Genomic DNA, 22,570 nt, shown 5'->3' with positions numbered 1-22,570 from the left:
CGGGTCCGGTCGAACGCGTCGACCGGCCTGGAGATCAGTTGCCCGGTGCCCGGTAACTGGTGTCGCGGTGCACGGCCTCGTCGATCTGCTCGGGCGTGAGCAGCACGATCGGCTTCGACCTGGCCGCACCCGAACCGATGGTGCGCAGTTCCAGGGTGGCGGCGGCGATGTCGTCGGGCACCTCGCCGATCACGTACAGATCGTGCCCGCCGAGCGCGAAATGCACGGATTCGACGCTGCCGCCGACACTCTCGACCATGCTGACGATCGCGTCGCGGCGCGCGGTTCCACCCTCGCCGAGCAACCCTTTCGCGCCTTCGCTGGTGTAGGTGACCTGCCACAGAAATTTCGGCATGGGACGGTTCTCCTCGGATCGGTGACTGTCTCCATGGTCGGTCCGGAGGCGGCGCCGCGTGGCGGTTTCGCCGCGATCGGCCCGCTGGGGCTGGCCTAGGCTCGTGGCGACACCGAAACGATCTCACCGAAATTGAGGGTTGTCGTGCCGACACCGCTGCCCGATGCCGTGGCCGAATTCCTCGCCCGGCCCAACTACGCGACCATCAGCACGTTGCGTGCCGACCTGGTATCGGTACGAGAACGGTCGCATCCTGGTCAACATGGACGAGGGCCGCAAGCGCCTCGACCACCTGCGCAACGATCCGCGAGTGAGCCTGAGCGCGATCGACCCCGAGGACTGGATCACCCACGTGAGCCTGCAGGGCCGGGTCGTAGAGATCGTCGACGACGAGGGTCTCGACGACATCGACCGCATCGCGCGGCACTACACCGGCAAGCCGTACTACGTGCGCGACCGCAAGCGGATCAGCGCGTGGATCGAGATCGACCGTTGGCACGCGTGGGGTCGGCTGAAGGACGCGTAGTCCCGACTCCCGACTCCCGGCTTCCCCGGGTGAAGGAACCATCACCCGGGGAGCGGGAGTATGGGGAGGGGCGGTGTCTCAGAGGACGCCGGCCTCCTTCGCGACCTTGCGGGCCTGGATCGCGACGGCGATGAGCAGGACACCGAACAGGATCGCGTAGATGCCCACGAGCCAGATCAGGCCGATGATGCCGCTGCCGGGGAAGATCAGCAGGACGATGCCGAACAGGATCGCGAGGATGCCGGCAATCAGCGACCACACCCATCCGGATTCGGGGACCTTCCGGAACCGCAAAGCGCCGACGGCACCGGCGATTCCGAAGAAGATCGCGTAGAACGCGATGATGTAGAGCAGCACGAGCGCGGTCGCTTGGGGCCATACCAGCGCGACGATACCGGCGAGGACCGAGATGACGGCCATCGAGAGCCACCAGCCCCAGCCCTCGAGAGTGCTGCGGTCGCGGACGGCGTGGTAGCCGAGCACGAGGCCGTCGATGATCGCGTAGATACCGAAGACGACGACGAGGGCCCACACGGTGATGCCCGGCCAGACGAGGGCGACGATGCCGAACAGCACCGCGAGGATTCCGCGGATCAGGACGATCCACCAGATCTGTTTGAAGAGGGAACGGAACGGATCGTTCGCAGTGGCGGCAGTGTCGGACATGAGCACTCCTGGTTTTTGATCTTGGCTTCCGGCACAGCGTAGGCCTGCTCACGGGTTCGTGCGTGCTCAATGAGTGCTCTCGTGTGTCCGATTTTCGGGGGTATCGTCGTGCGATGGTCCGTGCACGGGTCGGAATCTCGGGTTGGCGCTATCCCGGATGGCGCGGCGACTTCTATCCGGCGGGGTTGCCGCAGCGCCTCGAACTCGAGTACGCCGCCGAGCGGATGGGGTCGATCGAGATCAACGGCACCTTCTACAGCCTGCAGCGGAAGTCGAGCTTCGAGAACTGGCGCGACCGCACCCCGGACGATTTCGTGTTCGCGGTCAAGGGCGGCCGGTTCGTCACCCACCTCAAACGCCTCGTCGACGTCGACGAGGCGCTCGCCAACTTCTTCGCATCCGGCGTACCCGCGCTCGGTCCCAAGCTCGGTCCGCTGCTGTGGCAGCTCCCGCCGACAATGGCGTTCGAACCGGATCGGCTGGCCGGTTTCTGCGCGCAACTGCCGCGCACAACGTCAGACGCTGCGGTCTTGGCCTCTCGCCGGACCGACAAGGTCCCGGACGATCGGGCGTGGACCGAGCCGGACGCCGATCGTCCGATCCGGCACGCGATGGAAGTTCGGCATCCGACCTTCGCGACCGCGGAAGCCGCCGCGCTGCTCCGCGAACACGACGTGGCGCTCGTCGTCGCCGACACCGCGGGCCGCTATCCGTTCCTCACCGAGGTCACCTCGGATTTCGTGTACGCGCGCATGCACGGCGACACCGAGCTGTACGTCAGCGGCTACAGCGACGCGGCCCTGGATCGCTGGGCCGAGCGGATCCGCGCGTGGCTCGGCGACGGCCTCGACGTGTACGTGTACTTCGACAACGACGCGAAGGGGTTCGCGCCGCGGGACGCGCTCGGGCTGCAGCAACGACTGTGAGAGTGGACGACTGTGAGGGTGTCGGCGCTGAACGGCACACTGGGTGCAGTGCCCGCGGCGGAGGCGGGCAGCAGCACCGACGAGGAGAACACCGTGTGGCCCACCCACTGGCCGACGATCGCGCGCGAGATCGCGCGTGTCACCGAGACCGCGCTGAGCGCGGCCCGGACGGGCGACCTACCGTCGTTCGCGGACGCGGTGTCCGATCTCGTCGAGTTGCCGTACGAACAGGTCACGGCGGTGCATGCGGGCATGATGCGCGAACTGCTCGAGGAACTGCATCCGGACGGACTGGCCGGAGAGGACGTTCAGGCCGTGTTCGAACGCTGTGCCCGGGGCGCGGTGCAGGCCGCGCCCGACGCGCTGGTCGCGGTGCTGACCGGCGCGCTCGGGGTCACCGACCCGGAGGCGCCGAAGGCCCGGCCCGAGCAGTACCTCAGCGCGGGGCTCGTCGTCCTCGCCGATCTGGCCGCGACCCGCAAGGTCGAGCCCGGACCGTATGTGCGCCGGGCGATCGGGGAGATCGAACGTGCGGAGACCGTCGAGATGCCCTGACGGTCGCTCTCGTCACGGGCGGGTCTGCTGCTCGACGTTGAACACGACCCGCCGTAACAGGTCGGTGAGGGTGTCGAGCTCGTCGTCGGAGAGTCCGTCGAGCATGTGCATCTCGCGGGTGACGCGGCGCGGGTACTCGGATTCGACGACGCGCCGCCCGGCGTCGGTGAGGTCGAGGAGCACGACGCGGCCGTCGCGTTCGAGCCGTTTGCGTTCGACCAGTCCGAGCCCGACGAGGCGGTCGGTGTGTTTGGTGGTGGAGGCGCCGGACATTCCGGTGACGGAGGTGACTTCGCTGGCGCGCAACGGATGGGGGCTGCGGGCGAGTGCGCACAGCACCTCGAATTCCGTTCGGGTGACCCCACTTCCGGAGAGTTCGTGGTCGAGATGATTCAGTGTGAGCGAGCTGATCCGGATGATGCGCCCGATGATGTCGATGGGCCGGGTGTTCAGGTCCGGGTAGGACTCGGACCACGCGTGTCGCACACGATCGACGAAGTCGTCGGCGGGTGTCGCTGCGTCGGGCATGAGGTAAGTCTAGCGATCCGATTCACAATCGATTCATAACTATTTTACTAGTGAAGTATTAGACTGGCAGGATGCTCCCCTCGACCGCCGACCCGCCCTACAGCCGACTGCGACACGCCGGCGGCGCCCTCGCACACTCGCTGTCCGCCGTCGCCTGGCGTCGATCGCTCGACGTGCGGAGGGCGGACGCGGTCGTCGCCCCGTCGCTGCGCGTCGGGCTGGCGGTCCTGCTCGTCCTCGTCGGCGGTGGCCTGCTCGATCAGGTGCACCTCACCGGGTTCGCGGCGCTCGGCGCCCTGTCCTCGGCGTTCGGACGGCACGAACCGTATCGGCGCCTCGCCGGCAAGTCCGCGTGCGCCGGGGCCGGCGTCGTCGCCTCTGTCGCGCTCGGTGCCGCAACCGGCGCGGCAGAAATGACGATGTGGATGCAGACGGCGGTGCTCGCCGTCGCGGCCGGGATCGCGTTCGGGCTGCTCGCAGCGTTCCGCATCATCGGCCCGGGAGCGGTAATCCTCATCTTCGCCGCGGCCGGCGCCGCCGGTTTCGCCGACACCGCCGCGGACATCGGCGCGGCCGTGGCCGCCGCCACGATCGGCGCGACGGTCGGCTGGGTCATCGCGATGGCGCCGGCGCTGTACCACCCGCACGGACCGGCCCGCGTCGCCGTCGCCCGCGCGTTGGCAGCGGTGTCCGTGCTCGAGATCGACGGCGAGGCGGCGGTCGCGCCTGCGCGCGCGGCGGTCGCGCGGGCCCGCGAGATCGTCGCGCTCGGTCCCCGTCGCGCGCACACCCACGAACTGCTCGCTCTGCTGGACGCCGCCGCCGCGGTCGTCGACAGTGGTTCGCACGACACGGTCCGCGCGCGCCGCGACGACTTCGCGCGCTTCGAATCGGAACTGCGCAAGGTGCGACGGGACATCGAGATCCCCCGCGTCGATGCGCCCGGCGCGGCACTGCCCGAGCGTCCGGAGAGCTTCCTGCGGACCGGTGTCCGGAGCCTGCGCGACCGCGCGATCGTGGTCGGCGCCGGGCGCGTGATGCTCGCGTCGCTGCTCGCAGGCTGGATCGCACTGGCCGCCGGACTGCAGCATCCGCTGTGGGCGACGATGGGCGCGATGGCCGCCCTCCAGGGCGCCAACTACCGGCACACCGTGCAGCGTGCGATTCAACGGTTGCTCGGGAACGTCGCCGGTGCCCTGCTCGCCGCGGTCCTGCTCGCGGCTGCGTTGGGCTACTGGCCGCTCGTGGTCGTGATCGTCGTGCTGCAGACGACGGCGGAACTGTACGTCACCCGGAACTACGGGCTCGCCTCGATCGCGGTCACCGCGATGGCGTTGCTGCTCATCGGTCTCGGCGAGCCGATCGGACCGGACATCGCGGTCAGCCGCATCGGCGACACCCTCATCGGCGTCGTCGTCGGGGTGGTCGTCGCCGCGCTCACCATCGCCCGTGACGACCGCCATCACCTGTCGGCCCGGGGCTGACTAGCGGTCCGACGATCGGCCTTTCGGGATGTCGCGGAAGGCGATGTTCGGATCGTGGGTGCGTTCGCGGGGCATGCCGAGCACGCGTTCGCTGATGGTGTTGCGGGCCATCTCGGTGGTGCCGCCGGCGATGCACCAGACCTGCTGCATCAGATAGTCGTGTCCGACCTCCGCCGCAGCGCCGTCGTCGTCATCCCACGCGGCACCGGTGGCACCGGTGAACTCGTACATGATCGTGGTGAGCCGGGTCGCCACGGTTCCGGCCATCAACCGGATGATCCCGGCCGCCTGGTCGGAGATCTTTCCGGTCGCGATGCCCCGGCCGATGCGCCGCTGCAGCGCCTCCTTCGCCAGTTCCAGGGTGCGGGCCTCGCCGACGAGGTCGCGGGCGATCGGGTCGTCGCGCCGGCCGGCGTCGCGTGCGACCGCGACGAGTTCCGCGATCCGCGATCCGCCGCGGGAACTGCCGGGCGGGCGGCTGGCGAACTGCGAACTGGACTGCATCCGTTCGTGGAACATCCAGCGGGTGCCGACGCTCCAGCCGTCGTCGACCTCGCCGATGCGGTCGCTGTCCGGTATCCGTACATCGGTCAGAAATTCTTGACAGAATTCCTTTGAACCACTGAGCATTTCGATGCGGTGGACCTCGACGCCGGCGCGCTTCAGCGGCAGCATGAAGACGGTGAGGCCGCGATGCTTGGGGGCGTCCCAGTTGGTGCGGGCCAGACACAGGGCCCAGTCCGACCACCACGCGCCGGTGGTCCAGATCTTCGACCCGTTGAGCACCCAGTCCTCGCCGTCGCGCACGGCGGTGGTCACGGCACTCGCGACATCCGAACCGCCGCTCGGCTCGGACAGGAACTGCATCCAGATCTCCTCGCCTCTGAGGATGGCGGGAATGTGACGCCGCTTCTGTTCCTCGGTGCCGCATTCGAGAAGCACTGCGGCGCACGGCACGAACGTCGGAGATTGTAGTCGCGCCGGGTATTCGAATCCGGCCAGTTCCTCGTCGAGCACCCGCTGATGCGCGCGGGTCAGTCCCTGGCCGCCGTACTCGCGGGGGAAGCAGATTCCGGCGAGTCCGGCGTCGAACAGCATGCGCTGCAGTTCGCGTTCGCGCGCGACCGCGGTGAGTTCCTCCTCGTCGCTGCCCTCGGCGCGCAGCACGCCGACGTGGGCGGTGGGGTCGGCGGGGCGCAGGTTCGCGCGAATCCAGGTGCGCGCACGATCACGGAAATCGTCGAGGGTTTCGGTGTTCTCGCGGTTGGCGGTCACTGCGCGGCCTCCTGCTGCAGGGCGATGTCGGCGATGAGGTGTCGGTGGTCGGCGGGGCTGCCGTGGCTCGACCGGTTCGCGGTTGCCCGCCGCATGAACAGGTGCAGGTCGTGTTCGTAGGTGACGCCGATGCCGCCGTGGAGCTGGATGCAGTCCTGGATCAACAGGCCGCCGTATTCGCCGATGTATGCCTTTGCAGCACTAGTGGATTCGGCGGCATCGGGGACTCCTGCCGCGACCGCTGCGGCGGCGTCGTCGGCGAGGGCGTGGCAGGCCTCGAGCCACGTCTTCATGTCCGCGAACCGGTGCTTGAGCGCCTGGTAGGAGGCGAGCGACCGGCCGAACGAGTAGCGGTCGAAAGCCCACTCGACGGTCAGGTCGAACACCGATTGCAGGGCGCCGACCGATTCCGCGCAGCCGATCACGATCGCGAGCTGTCGCGTGTGCTCGACGTCGGCTGCTGCCCCGCCCGCGGACCCGACCAGTGCGGTCGCGGGCAGGCGCACCTCGTCGAACTCGACCGCCCCGTAGCGGCGGGTCACGTCGATCGACCGCAGCGGCGTGACCCGGACACCCGGCGTGCCGGCCGGCACGAGCACCTGGGACAGGCCGTCGCCCGTGCGGCCGGTCACCACCAGCAGATCCGCGGTCGGTGCGGCCTCGACCGGCCGTTTCGTCCCGTGCACGACGACCTCGTCGCCCTCGACCCGGATCCGGACCGGGGGTCCGCCGGTACTGCTTCCGGGCCGTGGTTCGTCGACGCACCACGCGGCGGTCGACGTTCCGGCGATCAGCGCGGCGAGCGGTTTGTCGTGTGCGTCCGTGTAGTGGGTGCTCAGCGCCGCGGCCACCAGATTGCTCGGTGTCAGCGGGCCGGGCGCGGCCTGTCTGCCGAATTCGTAGGCGACGAAGGTGAGATCGACCAGTCCGGCACCGCTGAGGGAGCCGCCGCCGTGGTCCTCGGCGACGAGCAGGCTGGTCCAGCCCAGTTCGGCACCCCGACGCCAGTATCCGGCGTCGAACCCGGCCGGATCGTCGCGTAGGCGGCGCAGTTCCGCCGGTGGCGCCTGGTCCTGGAGGAACCGTGCGGTGGTGTCTCGGAAGAACTCCTGGTCGGGAGTCGGTTCCCACAACATGTGTCTTCGTCCCCTGCCGTCGCGTGCCGGTGTGAACATCCTGCTCTCGCAACAGATAACAATACTTGCAGAAATTGAAAATGGCACTCTTGAGACCGTGGTTGCGAGCTGATAGGGCACCGGCGGCGGGGATACGATCGCCGGGTGCGTGTACGCCGTATCGTCGACCTGAGCCGCCTCGTCTCCGCGGACACCCAGGTCTATCCCGGCGATCCCGAGACCACTCTCACCCCGCACGCGACCCTGAGCGACGACGGCTACAACCTGCTGCACATCGCCATGGGCTCTCAGGCCGGCACGCACGTCGATGCCCCGCGGCACATGCGCGCGGCCGGCGATCCCGTCGACCGCCTGGACCCGGAACTGTTCGTCGGGCGCGGCGTTGTCGTCGACGTGCGCGGCCTCACCGCGCGTGCCCCCATCACCGCGGACCTGCTCGGCGGCGCAACGTGCGGACCCGGCGACCTCGTTCTCCTGCATACCGGCTGGGATGCGCACTACGGCACCGACGAGTACTTCGCCCACCCCTACCTGGCAGCCGACGCGTGCCGCGAACTCCTCGGCCGGGGCGTGCGGACGATCGGCATCGACGCACCGAGCCTCGATCCAACCGGCGCCACCGAGTTCCCCGCGCACTGGCTCATCGCCGACGTCGGCGGCGTCATCTGCGAGAACCTGTGCGGACTCGAGCGGATCGACTTCCCGGACCCGCTGATCAGCATCCTGCCGATCCGATTGCGCGACGGCGACGGAGCCCCGGTCCGGGCTGTGGCAATGCAGGTTCAGCCGTGAGTCCTTCGGGCGGTTCCAGCCGCCTGTGATGCGTCAGGGCATGCTGGACACTTTTTGCGTCAGGACGTCGTGGACCCTTCACCGCCGGCTCGAAGGGGCAAGGTTGGTGCACGGCTCCGAATCCGCTGTGCACCAGCCATTCCTGGCAGGAAGCGGCTGAATCAGGGGTCGGCCGCGAGACCAGGCAGGTCGAGGGCGAGCGCATCCGGACCTGATTTCGCTGCTGCCGGTTCCTGCGTCGTGGTGTGTGGCGCGGGTCCGCGCCGTGGTGTGACGGCGGTTCGGCGGTTCTGCGGCCGATGCCCGGTTTCTCTATCCTGGTTACCAGCGGCCTGTGTCGAGAGCCGGCGCCGGTGAAATCGATCTATCCGACGGAGGCTCCCTCGGTGGCTATTACCGACATCAATGTGTTCGCCCATCTCACCGACGCCGACACCGACGCGCTCGGACGGGAACTGGACGAGATCCGCCGTGACGTCGAGGAGTCCAGGGGCGCCCGTGACGCCCGCTATATCCGGCGGGTCATCCGTCTGCAGCGCTCGCTGGAGTTGGGTGGACGTGCCGTGCTGTTCGGCAGTCGTCGGCGTCCTGCGTGGGTCGCGGGTACCGCGATGCTCTCGCTCGCGAAGATCATCGAGAACATGGAACTCGGCCACAATGTGATGCACGGGCAGTGGGACTGGATGAACGATCCGGAGATCCACTCCACGTCGTGGGAGTGGGATCAGACGGGTCCCTCCGAACACTGGAAGCGCGCCCACAACTATGCGCACCACACGTACACGAACATCGTCGGCATGGACGACGACGTGGGATTCGGCATCCTGCGGATGACGCGCGACGAGAAGTGGCGCCCGATCAACCTCCTGCAGCCCATCGCGAACGTCATCCTCGCCGCGACGTTCGAGTGGGGCATCGCCCTGCACGACCTGGATGCGCAGAAGGAGCTCGACGGCGTCGAGCCGATGCGGTGGAACTCCGAGCCGCACAAGCAGTTCGCCGTCAAGGTCGTCCGCCAGGTCGGTAAGGACTTCGTGCTCTTCCCGGCGCTCACCGGGCGGGCCTGGAAGCACACGCTGGCCGCGAACGCGACCGCGAACCTCGTCCGCAACGTGTGGGCGTATGCGGTGATTTTCTGTGGTCACTTCCCGGACGGTGCCGAGAAGTTCACCTCCGAGCAGTACGAGTCGGAGACCCGCGCCCAGTGGTACCTCCGGCAGATGCTCGGCAGCGCCAACATCGACGCGGGCCCGGTCATGGGGTTCATGACGGGTAACCTCAGCTACCAGATCGAGCACCACTTGTTCCCGGATCTGCCGTCGAACCGGTACCCCGAGATCGCGGTGCGGGTCCGGGCGCTGTGCGACAAGTACGACCTGCCCTATACCAGCGGGCCGCTGAGCAGGCAGTATCTGCTGGCGCTCCGCACGATCCACAAGCTGGCGCTGCCGGATCGCTTCCTGAAGCGGACCTCGGACGATGCGCCGGAAACCTCGTCCGAACACAAGTTCCTTGCCGCCGGATCTCGGATCGCGGAGGCTCTGCACGTCGACGCTGTCACCGGACGCCGGCGGGGGCTGTTGTCGGCGTTGCGTGAGCACGCCGAGGCCCGCATCGACGTACGCAGGTTCAAACACAGGATGTGAACGAGCAGGTCGTCGACCGATTGCCGCACGAGCTGTACAGTGGTGGGAAGTGCCAGGGAAATTCTTCTTCCCTCGGCGGTCTACTCATCAGAAATTCGCCTCGATGAGGCGGAGGCATGAGCAAGCTTCGGCACACCCACGCGCCGGCGATGCGGACCATCGACACCGTCACGCGAGATCGCGTCCTGGTGACGAGAGTCGCCGCCCAACGCAATACAACATGTTAGGACCTGCTGTGAACAGCACACACCGCTCTATGAACAGATCACTTTTCTACGACCCGATGGCCAAGGCCGGCGGCGCGGACAGCATTGCCCTGCCAGTGGTCGCCAGCCCTGCGGTCGATCTGCCGCGGCCCGAGCAGCGAACCGCCGAGGAAATCCATCGCGCACTGTTCAGCGCCCAATAGCCTTGTCACGCGGGGGTTCTCGCGCATTCCCTCACGTCGGGATGTGAGGGGCGACCACCGGATGCGGGACTTCCGCCGCATGTGTGGTTCACTGAGTGTGGTCGTAGTTTTTGTTCGCGTTCTTTTCCGCGCTCGCAAATCCTAATTGCGGGCGGATCTCCTTTTCGGGAATTGCCGTCGTGTGATAGCGGCCCGGCCCTACCCATTTTCGGTAGAGCTGTTGTGCATGACAAGAGGAGATACACATGGCACAGGGCATCGTGAAGTGGTTCAACGCCGACAAGGGTTTCGGCTTCATTTCCCCTTCGGACGGTTCCGCTGACGTCTTCGCGCACTACTCGGAGATCCAGAGCGGCGGCTACCGCAGCCTCGACGAGAACCAGCGCGTGCAGTTCGAGATCGGCCAGGGCGCCAAGGGTCCCCAGGCGACCGGCATCACCGTCATCTGATTCGTCCCCACTGTCCCCCTTGCGGGGATGTGAGGCACCGTCCCCCTTGCGGGGATGTGAGGCACCGTCCGGCCCCGACCCCTCTGCAGGGGGCGGGGCCGGACGTGTTTGCTGCTACCGGGAAAACTCGAGCCGTGCCGCCGGACAGCGTCGGGTTCCCTACCGTGCGGGCCGGCGAGATCAGGTCACGGCGTTCGTGCAGCCGCAGAGTCTGCGGACTCGCCCCGCCCAGCTCCGACGCAACCGAGATGCTGTACACACCGCGACTCGAGTGTCCCGTCGACGTGTAACGGGCGCCGCCGTGCCCTCCGCATCGATGGTGGTTGCAGCTTCAATCATCCGATACCCGGTCGGACCGCCCATCCCCTCTCGTCTTCCAGGCGCCGTCGATCTGATACGCGGCGTCGGAACGCTGTATCGAGGGTGAGGGGTCAGGATTTCATTCGGTCGGTGCACGCTTCACCGGCGCGCACGGGTTACTCCCCAACGCATCACCCGTGTCGTCCGAACGCGCCGGCGACGCCCCGCGTTCGACGCCATGTCTGCCGAACCGGAGACAGTAAACGGCAGTGACCGCCATCACGAAAAAATCTATAGTCGCGACTGTAGACAATCCCTAGTAGCCGTTGTAACGTCTGGATCGCAGATGAAAGCAGAGGTCCGAAAAGGCAGGTAGAGGATGAACTACCTGCATGAAGGAACTGGTAAGTAGGGCGGGACGCGTCGAGCAGAGTGTTGACGCTGGTTTGGGAAAGACTCGATGCGTCCCGCCATCCACCGGGCAGCCAGATCGGCCCGGTAGAAATCGCAGGGAACAGGAAGTTGCAGGACCTGCGGCGCCGGTAGGTGTCGCATCCGGGGCGGTAGTGAGCTGACCGGCCCGGAACGCAGGAAGATCCCGACCAGGAGGTGGTGCCCGGTTAGCTGCTACTCAATCGCGTATCCCCGCCGAAGCGGGAAATCGGTAAGGAGACCGGCCTGATGGTTGGTCTGGTCAAGTAATCCCTCACGCCCCGGCGCCTCCACAGGCGCCGGGGCATCGTCCGTCTACACGAAAGGCGTCACGCCCATTCCAGCGACACCGAACGGCAGTGGTCCGGGAGACAGATTCGCCGACGAGGACTACCCGGCATACAGCATGGGCCGGGCCGCCGAACTGCTCGGCGTCACCCAGGCGTTCCTCCGCAGCCTCGACGCCGCGAAACTCGTCACCCCGTTGCGATCCGAGGGCGGGCACCGCCGGTACTCCCGCTACCAGCTCCGCATCGCCGCCCGCGCCCGCGAACTGATCGACCAGGGCACCCCGATCGAAGCCGCCTGCCGCATCATCATCCTCGAAGACCAACTCAGCGAAGCCCAACGCATCAACGCCGAACTCCGCCGGGCGCAACAGCACTCAGGCCGGGCTGCACCCCCTGCAGATACCACCGACTGATCCCGTCGGGACGTCCTGGACGGCAGGCCTGCGGCACCCCACCAAGCCCCACGACCCGTGCTCACGGGTCAGAACTGGGTCAGCACGATCCGCGCCGTCCCGTACACCGCGGTCCCGGCAGTGACCAGTCCGAACACCAGAATCCACAGGCCCGCCGGGATGCGCGTGAGCCACCGGAGCTGATCGGCGTCCGAACCCCCGCCGCCCCCGCGTCGATGCGTGCGGGCGAGTTCGACGACCGGGCGGGTCGCGCCGAACAGCAGCACCCATGTCAGCAGATACGCCGCGGTGTAGCGGATCACCGGATCCCCGTAATAGGCCGCCGCCCCCACGGCCGCACCGACCGCGAGCACGGACAGGAACCCGAACAGATTGCGGATCAGCAGGATCAGCAACGCGAGCGCGGCCAGCACCGACCACAGCACCGCGGCCGGACGGTCGAGCGTCAGCAGCGTCGCCGCGAGGAACCCGAGCACCGCCGGTCCGACGTAGCCCGCGAACGCGGTCGCCATCATGCCCGGGCCCCGCGGATTACCCGACGAGACGGTCACCCCGGAGGTGTCGCTGTGCAACCGGATCCCGGACAGCCGCCGCCCGACCAGACGCGCGACGAGCGCGTGCGACCCCTCGTGGGCCTGGGTGATCAGGTGCCGCGTCGCGAGCCACAACGGCCGCACGGTGACCAGCACGAGCGCGATCACGGCGGTGACGACGATCAGCGCGGGCGGGGCCGGCTCGCTCACCGCGGACACCGCGTCCCACGCGGATCCCAGTGCGTCCGGGATCGAGGCGAGGGTCGAGGACACAGGGGCACCTTCCGTCGGGGATCCGAACGAGTCATCGTACCGGCGCAGCCCGGGCCGCAACCTCGGCCGGGGACACCGGCGGATCGGGACACCGATAGATTGAAGCGTGTGTCCGACCGTCGCTCCACCGAGATCCGCGACGGTATCGCCGATTCCTGGGCCGTCGGTCTCGGACTGATCCCCCTGGGTCTGGCGTTCGGGGTGGTGCTGACCCAGGGTGGTTTCGACTGGTGGTGGGCGCCGATCTTCTCCACCGTCATCTACGCCGGGTCGATGGAGTTCCTCGCGGTCGGTCTGATCGGGGCGGTCACCCCGTTCGCGTCGCTCGCAGCGGCGACGCTGCTGATCAACTTCCGGCACGTGTTCTACGGTCTGAGCTTCCCGCTGCGGGTGATCCGCAGCCGCATCGGGCGGATCTACAGCGTCTACGCCCTCACCGACGAGTCGTACGCGATCGTCGCCCCGAAACCGCACGAGAAGCTGACGGGTCCCCGGATCCTCGCCGTGCAGGTGCTGTGTCAGGTGGTGTGGGTCGCATCGGGGACCATCGGTGCCGTGATCGGGGCGGCCCTCCCGGCGGGCCTTTCGGGCCTCGAGTTCGCGCTCACCGCGCTGTGTACGGTGCTCGCGATCGACGCTTTCCGCATCAACCGAGACCTGCCGGCACCCGCGATCGCGCTGGTCTGCGGGCTGGTGGCCTTGGTCCTCGCGAAGGACGTCATGCTTCCCGTCGCCCTCGGGTTGTTCGTGCTGGCGCTGCTCGTCCGGTACGTCTACCGCAATCGGGTGTCCCATGCCTGAGTCGGTGCCGGGCGCCGGCTACGTGCTGGCGTCGCTGTTCGTGATGTTCGTGGTCACCGTCGGCCTGCGGGCGGCGCCGTTCGCGGCGCTGGCGTTCCTGCGTGATTCGGCGGTGGTGAAGTTTCTCGGCACCACGATGCCGGCCGGGGTGATGGTGATCCTGGTGATGTACACGCTGCGCGACACCGGTGCGACGACGTGGCTGCCCGCGGTGATCGGGCTCGGTGCGACCGTCGCGGTCCATCTGTGGCGACGCAACCCGGCGCTGAGCACCGTCGTCGGCACCGCCTCCTACGTGGTGGCCGGCGCGCTCTGGGGCTGAGCGGCCTCCGCGGCGGACGTGTCGGTGCCCGGGGTATCGGATCCGCGGCGCGACCGGGCGGCGACCACCGCGGCGACCAGCAGCACGATCCCGGTCAGGCCCTGGGCGTTGCCCAGCAATTCGAGAACCGTCTGCTCCACCCAGCCGTGCGACGAGGCATCGATGAGCAGATAGTTGGGCCCGACGAGGAACACGAGCGCGGCGGGCAGCAGCACCGGCCACCAGCTGCGGTACTGCGGCGCGATCGGGATGGCGATGAGCAGCACGCTGTACGCCCAGTGGTGGGTGACGGCGATGGGCGCGGCGAGCAGCGTCGCGAGCGCGATCACGCCGAGCGCGATCACCGGTTCGTCCGAACGCAGGAAACGATTCGCAGCCCACGCGGCCGCCGCGACGATGACCACGGCGCAGGCCAGCCACAGGCCCTTGGTGACCGTTTCGGGGAAGTCGAACCGGGCGAGCAGACCGGTCAGCGCCTGGTTCCGGAAGAACTCCTGGTCACCGGCGCGGTCGGTTGCCCAGGCCTCGTGGGTCCAGAAGTAGACCGACGACTCGGGTCGCAGCCAGTATCCGAACGCGGCGATCGCCAGGAATCCACCGGCCGCGCGGGCGACGGACGGCAGGTCGCGGCGCAGCAACAACAGCAGGCCGAACGCCGCGGGTGTGATCTTGATGGCGGCGGCGAGCGCGATCCCGATCCCGCGGAACCGGCGGGGGATGACCCCGAGGCAGTCCGCGACGACCAGCGCCATGAGCACGATGTTGATCTGGCCGAACGCGAAGTTCGACCGCATCGGCTCGAGGCACAGCGTCAGCCCGAGCGCTGCGGTGGCCAGCAGGGACGCGCGATCGACGTTCATGCGCTCGAGCGCGACCTTCAGCACCCACCAGACCAGCACGATCAGGCCGAGCGTCCAGAGGAACTGCATGGTGGTGCTGCCGACCAGCGGCAACACCGCGAACAGCGCCGCCGCGAACGGCGGATAGATGAACCGGAAGCCCGAACTGGTGTGGAAGCCCTCCGTGTACAGCGGGGTGTGGTGCAGGAACGCTTCACCGGCATCCCGGAAAACGTCCAGGTCCATCAGGTACTCGGTCACCGACTCGTGCAGGTTCACGGTCACGACGATCGCCGAGAGGATCAGACCCAGCGTGACGAGCGCCGACTGCACGGGCCGGATTCGGATTTCGGACGACAGCACGAGCGTGCACCCCCTGGGTTCGTGACGGCGCGGAGACCGGTGTGGCATGTGAACTCGGGTTACGTTACACAATCGTTGTCATCGCGTCGTGGCGGCTGGATTGCGGTCGCCGCTCCGATGTGCTGCCGTCAGTCGCCGCGAGCGGCGAGTTCCCCGTGCCGCAACCGGGCGGGATCGACGTCGTCCAGCGAGGCCACCACCAGGTCCGCACGCGCCGCCGCCAGGGCCTCCGCGTCGTCGGACCGGGCGACGCCGAGCGCGGCCATGCCCCCCGATTTCGCGGCCAGGATTCCGCTGACCGCGTCCTCGACGACGAAACAGGCTCCGGGCGACACGCCGAGTTCCGCGGCCGCGGTGAGAAAGATCTCCGGGTCCGGCTTGCCGTGGGCGAAGTCCCGTCCGGACAGGTTCGCGTCGAAGACATCCAGCAGGGTGGCGCCGGGCGGGGGGCCGTGGAGCGCTGCGCCGGGGGCCTTGCCAAACTCGTCGAGCGCGATCCCGCGCAGGAACCGGTCGGCGTTCTTCGACGACGACGCAGCGGCGATCGGGATTCCCGCGGCGCGCACGGCCAGTGCGAACCGCACCCCATCGGGGTATGCCTCGAATGCCCTCGCGTCGATCATGCGCACCAGCAGTCGCTGCTTGCGCTCGGCATAGGTCGCGGTGCGCTCCGCGGCGTCCGGGACGTGGAAGTACTCGAGTGCCGCGCGGGCACCGTTCCGCCGCGGCTTCCCCGACAGCACCTGCTGATAGACCTGCGCGGTGAAGCCCTCCGGCGACCACGTGGTCGCGTCCCGGATGCCGGACCAGTCATCGTCCATCAGTTCGTGGAGGGCTTGTCGCCACGCCGCCTCGTGCGGGGAGTCGACGAGCACCCCGTCCACGTCGAAGATCGCGCCGCGGAATCCCGTGGTCCGCGACGGCGAGGCCGTCGGCGCCTCGGTCACGATCTCGCCCCGCCCGATTGCCGGGCGGTCGACGACCGCTGCGCGGGGAGGGTGAACACGCAGCTGTCGCCGGCGCCGAGTTCGTGTTCCTGGCCGTCGAGCGCGACCCGGATCGGCACGTGGAATCCCTCGGCCTGCGCGAGCACGGTCAGTTCTCCTCCGGTGATGCGCACCCGCAGTGGTGTGCCGCGGAACCGGATCGAGAATGACACGCCGTCGAGCCGGTCGACGAGCCGCGGCCGGAACACGAGCACGCCGTCGTCGATGCGGGTTCCGACATAGGTGCGTTGCAGCACGTCGAGCGTGCCGGACAGGACCCCCATGTGGATGCCTTCCTTGGTGGTGCCGCCCTGCAGGTCGCTGACATCGCTCTCGAGCGCCAGCATGAAGCGTTCCCAGGATCCGGGCGGGTCGAGGTCGGCGAGGACGGACGCGAACGTCACGTGGCTCAGTGTCGAACCGTGGGAGGTTCTCTCGTCGTAGTACGCGATGGTGCGCTCGGCGAGATCCCGATCGAAGGGATAGCCGAGCCGCGCGAAGACCGGTTCGAGTTCCTCGTAGTCGAACAGGAAGAACAGCATGACCGTGTCCGCCTGCTTGGCCATTTTGTACCGGTTGGGATCGTCGCCCTCGGCGCGCAGGATCCGATCCAGGCGTCCGATGTCGGGGTAGCCGGCGCGGTAGCGATCCCAGTCGAGTTCCTCGAGTTCGTCGTAGCCCTCGAACTGGCTGATCACCCCGAGGTGGAAAGGCACGAACATGCGCCGGCTCATGTCTTCCCACAGCGCCAGTTCCTCGTCGGCCACCGCGAGGCGGGACAGCAGCGCGGTGCGGCGGATCGCGGACAGCGACTCGAGGACGGACGGCACGGTCGCCATCACCCACGCCACCATGACGTTCGTGTACGCGTTGTTGCGTACGCCGGGTTCATCCGAGCCGGGATAGTGTTCGTGGAATTCGTCCGGGCCCATCACGCCGTGGATCTCGTACCGTTCCCGTTCCGGGTTCCAGTGCGCGATCGACGCCCAGAAGCGGGCGATCTCGACCATGAGTTCGGCGCCGTAGTCGGCGAGGAACTCGGCGTCGTCGGTTGCCTGATGGAAGCGCCACACGTTGTAGAAGATGGCCGCGTTGATGTGCCGCTGATTGCGGCTCCGATCCGGATCCCATTGTCCCGACATGGGATTGAGATGTACTTCTTGGGTCTCCTCGGTGCCGTCACTGCCGCTCTGCCATGGGAACATGGCACCGCGGTAACCGGCTTCCGATGCAGCCCAACGTGCTTCGGTGAGGCGGCGGTACCGGTAGAGGATCAGGCTTCGGGTCACCTCCGGAATCCGGAGGTTGAGGAACGGGTAGACGTACATCTCGTCCCAGAACACATGGCCCCGGTACGCTTCGCCGTTGAGGCCGCGTGCCGGGACCCCTGCATCGTGTCGTGCGGTGTGTCGCGAGCAGACCTGCAGCACGTGCGCGACGTGCAGACCGAGCAGGAGATGCGCGCGGGGTTCGCCGGGAAGTTTGACATCGCAGATGTCCCACAGTTCGTCCCAGGCCGCCCAGTGTTCGGCGAAGGAGGTGGCGAAATCCGGATACCGCAGTACGTGCCGGCCGGCCGCGGCCAGGGGTTCGGTGATGGCGTTGTCCCGCGAGGTGAACAGCGACACCATCTTCTCCACCCGGACCGGCTTGCGGCGTTCGACGTCGAATACGAGCACCTGCTGGATGTAGTCCTCCATCTGATACAGGCTCCGCTCCACGTGGTACGGGTCCTCGTCGTTTCCCCGGAAGACCCGGGTGCGGGCCGCCTCGGCCACGTAGATGTCGGACTGGCGGGTCTGCACGCGCAGCGCGATGGTCTCGTCGCTGAACGTGCGGGGTGAGACCGGATCCAGGTGCCGGCCCTCGAGTTGCCGGTAGCGGGCGACGACGCGGTTCGTGACCCGGCCGTCGAGTGCCGAGACGACTTCCACTCGCCCCGACCAGTTCTCGGGAGTGATGGTCCACTCGATCGCGGCCTGGTGGCTGTCGGCCATGCTGACGAATCGGCGGCTCCGCAGTGTCGTCTCACGGCCGGAGTGGTCCCGGAAGGTCATTTCGCGCATCACGGTCGCGGACCGGATGTCGTAGGTGTGCCGATATCCCAGCAGGTCGACGTTGTCGAGCCGGATTGCGTCCCCGTCCTCGATGCGGAGTTTGAGAACCAGCCAGTTGGAGACGTTGACGAGGTCCTCGTTGAGGACCGGTCGCCCGCCCATGATCGTGGTCTCGCGGTTGTAGATGCCGTGGACGTACGTGCCGGGATAGTGAACCGGCCCCATGTCTTCCCACTCGGCGGTGCCGCGCGTGCAGAAGTATCCGTTGCCCGTGGAGGTCAGAGCTTCACGCAAACCCTCTGCGGCACTGTCGAAACGATCGTAGTCGAGACCGAAATCCGGATCCTGCACGGTGTTTCACCTCCCAGTCACGCGACGTACCGGTGGTCAGGTCAGGGTGGCCAGGAAACGCTCCACGTCGTCGACGGAGGCCAGTGCGTAGTGGGCCGCCGTGGTCCGATTCGCCACCTCGGGGTCGTCGGGATCCCCGACGAGGATGCCGATCCCGCGGTCGCGCAACGCCCGGAACGCGTACTCGTCGGTGATGTCGTCGCCGAGGTAGATCGGAACCACGTCGTCGCCGTCGAGGCCGAGCACGTCGATGAGGTAGAGGACGGCCTTGCCCTTGTTCCAGTCGACGTTCGGTCCGAGTTCGTACACCATCTTGCCGGGAGTGAGCTTCAACCTGCCTGCGTAGTCGTCCAGCACGGACCGCACCGTCGCCGCGATGCGGTCGCGGTCGGCGGGATCGACGAGGCGATAGTGAACGGCAACCGATGCGCGTTTCGATTCGACGTGTGCACCGGGGATGCCGCGGGTCTCGTCGCGGAGCCGTTCGGTGACCTCCGCGACGAGATCGGTGTAGCGCGCGACGTAGGCGTCGGAGAGCGAGCCCCGCGTCGGTGTCCAGATGTCGAATCCGTGACTGCCGGCGACCGCGAGGTCGTCGACACCCATCAACTGTTGCGCGACGCCGCGGTCGCGGCCGGTGACGACGCACACCGGAACGCGGGTGGCCAGGTCGTGGACGACGGTGCGCATGCTCTCCGACATCACCGCATCCTCGGGTCGCGCCACGATCGGGCTGAGGACGCCGTCGTAATCGAGGAACACGGCCGGCCGTCTGCCGGCGAGTCGGCGAGCGAGTGCGGGGTTCCCGAGCGCGGGGGGAACGTCGCGCACTGCCGTTTCCTGCATCGTTCAGCACCTCCAGGAGGCCGGAGTCGGTGGCGAGTCACATCGTCGCACGGATCGGCGGGTCGGCGCCGTGACTCCCGGCGGGGAGCGTCGCCGAGAACACCCTTGTATCCGGTTATCTACCACGTTTCCTAGAATCCGATAGATAGCCGGATGAACGAGGGAATCGGGGGATGCGCCGGGCAGTGGCAGACGCACCGCGTGACGGCCGGACCTCGCCGCTGCACCCGTCGGCCGGCTGTGTCACGATCTCGGACGTGATGCAGGCAGTGGACCGGCGGTCAGGACGGAACCGGCGCGGACTGCCCGGGGCGGTGATGCTGGCCGCGGTGGTCGTTGCAACCGGGCAACCGGTCGTTGCCGCGGCGGACGAACCGGACGGGACAACCGGAACCGGGCCCTGTGCCACCGACACGTGGAGCCACGAGTCGGTGGTGCCGTCCGAGCTGGACATCCCCGTGCCGTACCCGGTGATCACGACCGTGCCCTACCCGGCGCCGGAGCCGGTGCCGGTGCGAGTCGAACCGGACCCGCTTCCGGCGGACCCGTGCGCCGACCCCTGCCCGGACCTGACCGGCGAGCCCGCACGGACCTCGCCGTTGCTGCCGCGCATCGGCCTGATGCCGACCCCCTTCTACTTCGGCGCGCCGGTGCCCGGGCCCGATCCGGAGCCGCCCGCCCCCGAGCCCGGCGGCGCGCAGGCGCCGATCGAACCCGCCCCGCTCGCTCCGGCGCCGCCGGCCCCGAACGTCGTGGACGTCACCACCGTTGCCAAGCAGACCGGCGCCGGTTCGATCAACCGGACCGACAAGCGCTGGCAGGTGCACGGCACCGACCTCGGCGTCATGTGGGAGTCGGAGCCGGGACGGATCGCCGTCGCGTTCGGCGACACGGTCGGCCGGGGCTTTCACCCGCCGGGCGGGCAGGGCGAGGACTGGCGCAGCAACGTCCTCGCATTCAGCACCGACCGCGACCTCGCCGACGGCATGACGTTCGATTCGATGGTGCAGGATTCACGGTGTCACGCGGCCGAGGTCCTGAGCAGCCGCAAGCTCGACAACGTCGAGATCACGGTGATTCCCACCTCGGGGTTCGCGGTCGGGTCGCGTCAGTATCTGACCTACATGTCGATCCGCACGTGGAACAGCATCCCGGCCACCTGGTGGACCAACCACGGTGGCATCGCCTACTCCGACGACGGCGGGTCGACGTGGACGAAGGATCCGCATGCCCGGTGGGACAACATCTTCGGGGTGACGAACTTCCAGGTGGCGGCGGCGGTGCCCGCCGAGGGCTATGTGTATCTCTTCGGCACCCCGAACACACGGCTCGGATCGGTGGCGCTGGCGCGGGTACCCGAGGACCGGGTGCTCGAACCGGACGCCTATCAGTACTGGCGCGACGGCAGCTGGACCCACGTGGGTGGTTACACCGCGGCGACCCCCGTGGTACACGGACCGGCCGCGGAGTTGTCCGTCCGGTTCGACGCCGCCGCGGGGCGGTGGCAGATGGCGTATCTGGACACCGCGAAGGCCGCGATCGTGCTGCGCGAGTCGGACACCCCGCAGGGAGCGTGGTCGGAGAGCGCCCGCCTCGTCGGGGTGGAGGAGCACGCCGAGTTGTACGGCGGGTTCCTCCACCCGTGGTCGACCGACGAGGATGTCTACTTCATGCTTTCGACCTGGTCCGACTACAACACCTTCCTGCTGCGCACCCGCATCGAACGGTGATCAGGTTCCGCTGATCTCGTTGGGGGTCTGCGGCAGGGCGCCGGTGGTGATCGCGCCGGTGGCGAGATCGACGGCGTGCAGCTCGTCGTCGGCAGGGTCGGTGACGAAGACCGTGCCGCCCAGTACCTTCATGGCGGGGCGCGGCTGCTGCCACTCGCCGGGTTCGGTCCACGGATCGACGACGGCGATCTTCCGGATCACCTCTCCCGTGTGCTCGTCGACGACGTGCAGGTTGCCGTCCGTGCCGAGCACCAGGGCCTCACCGTCCGGTCCGCGACCGAGCGACCGGAAGGTGTAGCTGGTGCCGAGATCGACCAGCCGCAGTCCCGAGGTGGCCGTGTTCACCAGTGCAATGCGTTCGGGCCGTTCGAGTTCGGCGTCCGGGTCGGTCTTGTAGTCGCCCAGTACGACCTCGGAGTCCTCCGACCCCGCCTGATTGCCGAGACGTGCATACGGATCGGGAGCGGTCACCTTGGTGATGGTTCCGCCCCGGTAGACGAGCATGCCGTCCTCGCAGCCGACGACGATCGTCTCGTCCCGGGCGGTCGCTTCCCCGTGGACACCCGGGCACTGTTCGTTGCGGACCGTCTCGGTGCCTGCGGCATCGAGGACGGCGATTCCGTTGCGGGAGTCGCTGTTTCCGAGCGTGATGAGCAGGCCACCGTTGGACAGGGGCACTGCGACCCCGTGATGCGCGTCGGGCAGCGTGACCGTCTCGACCTCCGGTGCGCCGTCCGCGAGGCCGGCCGGATCGAACAGCTCGATGCGGCCGGTGCCGTCGTCGAACAGTGCGGTCCGCCCCGCGTGCGCGACGACATGCCCGGGCTTGGTGGCCTCGAAATCCGTTCCGGACCAACGAGGGTCGCCGGCGTAGTGGTGCGCATGGTCGCCGTGCGGCTCCGACCAGCTGCCGGTGTCCAGTGCCCGGAACCCACCGGCGGTCGTGACGAACACGTGGCGGCCGTCGCCCGCGGGGCTGAGGCGATTGAACCCGTCCAACGGCAGGTCCGCGACCACGTCGAGGCTGGTGGCATCGACGACGAGGACGCCGCCGTCGTAGGTGAGGGCCAGCCGTGGTTGCGCCGACGCGGTCTCGGCCGGGGTGCCGGCGGGGGCGGTCGACCCGGTGTCGGTGTCGGTATCGGTCGACGAGCATCCCGCGAGCAGGGTGACGGCGAGTCCGGCGGACAGCGCGGCGACGCCGGGACGGAGGAGGGTTTTCATGGGCACAGATCTACGCGTTAATGGAAACGAATGTCAAAGTCTAGTATGCGTATGTCTGCATCC

At 68.1% G+C, this 22,570-nt stretch carries 22 protein-coding genes and 1 pseudogene; 12 read left to right on the top strand and 11 right to left on the bottom strand.

The genetic code is table 11. From position 1 onward, the window contains the following. Positions 1-34 precede the first annotated feature (34 nt). Entirely contained in the window at positions 35-355 is a 321-nt protein-coding gene (locus RZ1_RS22970) for a GYD domain-containing protein (RefSeq protein WP_072814828.1), read from the bottom strand. Between the two features lie 144 nt (positions 356-499). Here RZ1_RS22970 and RZ1_RS22965 point away from each other — a divergent pair. Further along, positions 500-881 (top strand): annotated as a pseudogene (locus RZ1_RS22965) (pyridoxamine 5'-phosphate oxidase family protein). A 78-nt stretch (positions 882-959) separates the two neighbouring features. On the opposite strand, the gene RZ1_RS22960 reads toward RZ1_RS22965, so the two are convergent. Then, the gene (locus tag RZ1_RS22960; protein WP_174565232.1) at positions 960-1,547 is read right to left on the bottom strand and encodes an HdeD family acid-resistance protein; all 588 of its coding nucleotides are present in this window, start codon (positions 1,545-1,547) and stop codon (positions 960-962) included. A gap of 113 nt (positions 1,548-1,660) precedes the next feature. Here RZ1_RS22960 and RZ1_RS22955 point away from each other — a divergent pair, with 113 nt between their 5' ends. Both RZ1_RS22955 and RZ1_RS22950 read left to right on the top strand, forming a co-directional pair. Next, a complete protein-coding gene (locus RZ1_RS22955; protein ID WP_072814826.1) occupies positions 1,661-2,473 on the top strand; it encodes a DUF72 domain-containing protein in 813 nt (270 codons plus the stop codon). Between the two features lie 93 nt (positions 2,474-2,566). Then, positions 2,567-3,028, top strand: a complete 462-nt coding sequence (locus tag RZ1_RS22950; protein WP_072814843.1) for a hypothetical protein — start codon at positions 2,567-2,569, stop codon at positions 3,026-3,028. Positions 3,029-3,040: 12 nt separating this feature from the next. Here RZ1_RS22950 and RZ1_RS22945 read toward each other — a convergent pair whose 3' ends face one another. Further along, positions 3,041-3,556 (bottom strand): MarR family winged helix-turn-helix transcriptional regulator, encoded by a 516-nt coding sequence (locus RZ1_RS22945; RefSeq protein ID WP_072814825.1) that lies wholly within the window; start codon positions 3,554-3,556, stop codon positions 3,041-3,043. Between the two features lie 71 nt (positions 3,557-3,627). On the opposite strand from RZ1_RS22945, the gene RZ1_RS22940 reads away from it, so the two are divergent. Continuing rightward, a complete protein-coding gene (locus RZ1_RS22940; protein ID WP_072814824.1) occupies positions 3,628-5,040 on the top strand; it encodes an FUSC family protein in 1,413 nt (470 codons plus the stop codon). Here RZ1_RS22940 and RZ1_RS22935 read toward each other — a convergent pair whose 3' ends face one another. Continuing rightward, positions 5,041-6,315 carry an acyl-CoA dehydrogenase family protein gene (locus tag RZ1_RS22935; protein WP_072814823.1) on the bottom strand — a complete coding sequence of 425 codons (1,275 nt, stop codon included), beginning with the start codon at positions 6,313-6,315 and terminating at the stop codon, positions 5,041-5,043. Then, on the bottom strand, positions 6,312-7,451 hold the full coding sequence (locus RZ1_RS22930) for an acyl-CoA dehydrogenase family protein (protein ID WP_072814822.1): 1,140 nt from the start codon (positions 7,449-7,451) through the stop codon (positions 6,312-6,314). The genes RZ1_RS22935 and RZ1_RS22930 overlap by 4 nt, the downstream gene beginning before the upstream one ends. A 144-nt stretch (positions 7,452-7,595) precedes the next feature. On the opposite strand from RZ1_RS22930, the gene RZ1_RS22925 reads away from it, so the two are divergent. The 5 genes from RZ1_RS22925 (at position 7,596) to RZ1_RS22905 (ending at position 12,182) form a co-directional block, all read left to right on the top strand. Continuing rightward, a complete protein-coding gene (locus RZ1_RS22925; protein ID WP_072814821.1) occupies positions 7,596-8,243 on the top strand; it encodes a cyclase family protein in 648 nt (215 codons plus the stop codon). Between the two features lie 386 nt (positions 8,244-8,629). After that, on the top strand, positions 8,630-9,889 hold the full coding sequence (locus tag RZ1_RS22920; protein ID WP_072814842.1) for a fatty acid desaturase family protein: 1,260 nt from the start codon (positions 8,630-8,632) through the stop codon (positions 9,887-9,889). Positions 9,890-10,145: 256 nt separating this feature from the next. Then, a complete protein-coding gene (locus RZ1_RS30660; protein ID WP_169918067.1) occupies positions 10,146-10,298 on the top strand; it encodes a hypothetical protein in 153 nt (50 codons plus the stop codon). A gap of 245 nt (positions 10,299-10,543) precedes the next feature. Then, positions 10,544-10,747, top strand: coding sequence for a cold-shock protein (locus tag RZ1_RS22915; RefSeq protein ID WP_072814820.1), 204 nt, complete (start codon positions 10,544-10,546; stop codon positions 10,745-10,747). Positions 10,748-11,732: 985 nt separating this feature from the next. Next, positions 11,733-12,182: a MerR family transcriptional regulator gene (locus RZ1_RS22905; protein ID WP_083583858.1), complete on the top strand. Its 450-nt coding sequence runs from the start codon at positions 11,733-11,735 to the stop codon at positions 12,180-12,182. A 68-nt stretch (positions 12,183-12,250) separates the two neighbouring features. On the opposite strand, the gene RZ1_RS22900 is transcribed toward RZ1_RS22905, so the two are convergent. Next, positions 12,251-12,988, bottom strand: coding sequence for a M50 family metallopeptidase (locus tag RZ1_RS22900; protein ID WP_072814818.1), 738 nt, complete (start codon positions 12,986-12,988; stop codon positions 12,251-12,253). A gap of 108 nt (positions 12,989-13,096) precedes the next feature. Here RZ1_RS22900 and RZ1_RS22895 point away from each other — a divergent pair, with 108 nt between their 5' ends. Beyond that, the gene (locus RZ1_RS22895; protein ID WP_072814817.1) at positions 13,097-13,789 is read left to right on the top strand and encodes an AzlC family ABC transporter permease; all 693 of its coding nucleotides are present in this window, start codon (positions 13,097-13,099) and stop codon (positions 13,787-13,789) included. Beyond that, a complete protein-coding gene (locus tag RZ1_RS22890) occupies positions 13,782-14,111 on the top strand; it encodes a branched-chain amino acid transporter permease (RefSeq protein WP_072814816.1) in 330 nt (109 codons plus the stop codon). The genes RZ1_RS22895 and RZ1_RS22890 overlap by 8 nt, the downstream gene beginning before the upstream one ends. Here the strand turns inward: RZ1_RS22890 and RZ1_RS22885 are convergent. From RZ1_RS22885 to otsB, 4 genes are all read right to left on the bottom strand, one after another. Beyond that, the gene (locus RZ1_RS22885; RefSeq protein WP_072814815.1) at positions 14,081-15,313 is read right to left on the bottom strand and encodes a glycosyltransferase family 87 protein; all 1,233 of its coding nucleotides are present in this window, start codon (positions 15,311-15,313) and stop codon (positions 14,081-14,083) included. The two genes, RZ1_RS22890 and RZ1_RS22885, sit on opposite strands and share 31 nt — an antisense overlap. Positions 15,314-15,441: 128 nt before the next feature. Further along, positions 15,442-16,260, bottom strand: a complete 819-nt coding sequence (locus RZ1_RS22880; protein ID WP_072814814.1) for an HAD family hydrolase — start codon at positions 16,258-16,260, stop codon at positions 15,442-15,444. Then, positions 16,257-18,707 carry a glycoside hydrolase family 65 protein gene (locus RZ1_RS22875; RefSeq protein WP_072814813.1) on the bottom strand — a complete coding sequence of 817 codons (2,451 nt, stop codon included), beginning with the start codon at positions 18,705-18,707 and terminating at the stop codon, positions 16,257-16,259. Before RZ1_RS22875 ends, RZ1_RS22880 begins: the two co-directional genes overlap by 4 nt. Positions 18,708-18,743: 36 nt before the next feature. Beyond that, a complete protein-coding gene (gene otsB / locus RZ1_RS22870; RefSeq protein WP_072814812.1) occupies positions 18,744-19,553 on the bottom strand; it encodes a trehalose-phosphatase in 810 nt (269 codons plus the stop codon). Between the two features lie 317 nt (positions 19,554-19,870). Here otsB and RZ1_RS22865 point away from each other — a divergent pair, with 317 nt between their 5' ends. After that, positions 19,871-21,283 carry a glycoside hydrolase family 183 protein gene (locus RZ1_RS22865; protein WP_072814841.1) on the top strand — a complete coding sequence of 471 codons (1,413 nt, stop codon included), beginning with the start codon at positions 19,871-19,873 and terminating at the stop codon, positions 21,281-21,283. Here the strand turns inward: RZ1_RS22865 and aztD are convergent, their stop codons facing one another. Further along, positions 21,284-22,507 carry a zinc metallochaperone AztD gene (gene aztD / locus RZ1_RS22860; protein ID WP_072814811.1) on the bottom strand — a complete coding sequence of 408 codons (1,224 nt, stop codon included), beginning with the start codon at positions 22,505-22,507 and terminating at the stop codon, positions 21,284-21,286. Positions 22,508-22,570 lie beyond the last annotated feature (63 nt).

The organism is Rhodococcus zopfii NBRC 100606 = JCM 9919 (assembly GCF_001895025.1).
In the GTDB taxonomy this organism is placed as follows: Bacteria; Actinomycetota; Actinomycetes; order Mycobacteriales; family Mycobacteriaceae; genus Rhodococcus; species Rhodococcus zopfii.
This window is presented reverse-complemented; position numbering and strand designations above follow the sequence as displayed.

Bases quoted from the DNA above. Each gene is read 5' to 3' on its own strand.
- RZ1_RS22970 (WP_072814828.1), bottom strand. From the start codon at position 355: ATGCCGAAATTTCTGTGGCAGGTCACCTACACCAGCGAAGGCGCGAAA.
- RZ1_RS22960 (WP_174565232.1), bottom strand. From the start codon at position 1,547: ATGTCCGACACTGCCGCCACTGCGAACGATCCGTTCCGTTCCCTCTTC.
- RZ1_RS22955 (WP_072814826.1), top strand. From the start codon at position 1,661: ATGGTCCGTGCACGGGTCGGAATCTCGGGTTGGCGCTATCCCGGATGG.
- RZ1_RS22945 (WP_072814825.1), bottom strand. From the start codon at position 3,556: ATGCCCGACGCAGCGACACCCGCCGACGACTTCGTCGATCGTGTGCGA.
- RZ1_RS22940 (WP_072814824.1), top strand. From the start codon at position 3,628: ATGCTCCCCTCGACCGCCGACCCGCCCTACAGCCGACTGCGACACGCC.
- RZ1_RS22930 (WP_072814822.1), bottom strand. From the start codon at position 7,451: ATGTTGTGGGAACCGACTCCCGACCAGGAGTTCTTCCGAGACACCACC.
- RZ1_RS30660 (WP_169918067.1), top strand. From the start codon at position 10,146: ATGAACAGATCACTTTTCTACGACCCGATGGCCAAGGCCGGCGGCGCG.
- RZ1_RS22915 (WP_072814820.1), top strand. From the start codon at position 10,544: ATGGCACAGGGCATCGTGAAGTGGTTCAACGCCGACAAGGGTTTCGGC.
- RZ1_RS22890 (WP_072814816.1), top strand. From the start codon at position 13,782: ATGCCTGAGTCGGTGCCGGGCGCCGGCTACGTGCTGGCGTCGCTGTTC.
- otsB (WP_072814812.1), bottom strand. From the start codon at position 19,553: ATGCAGGAAACGGCAGTGCGCGACGTTCCCCCCGCGCTCGGGAACCCC.
- RZ1_RS22865 (WP_072814841.1), top strand. From the start codon at position 19,871: ATGCTGGCCGCGGTGGTCGTTGCAACCGGGCAACCGGTCGTTGCCGCG.
- aztD (WP_072814811.1), bottom strand. From the start codon at position 22,507: ATGAAAACCCTCCTCCGTCCCGGCGTCGCCGCGCTGTCCGCCGGACTC.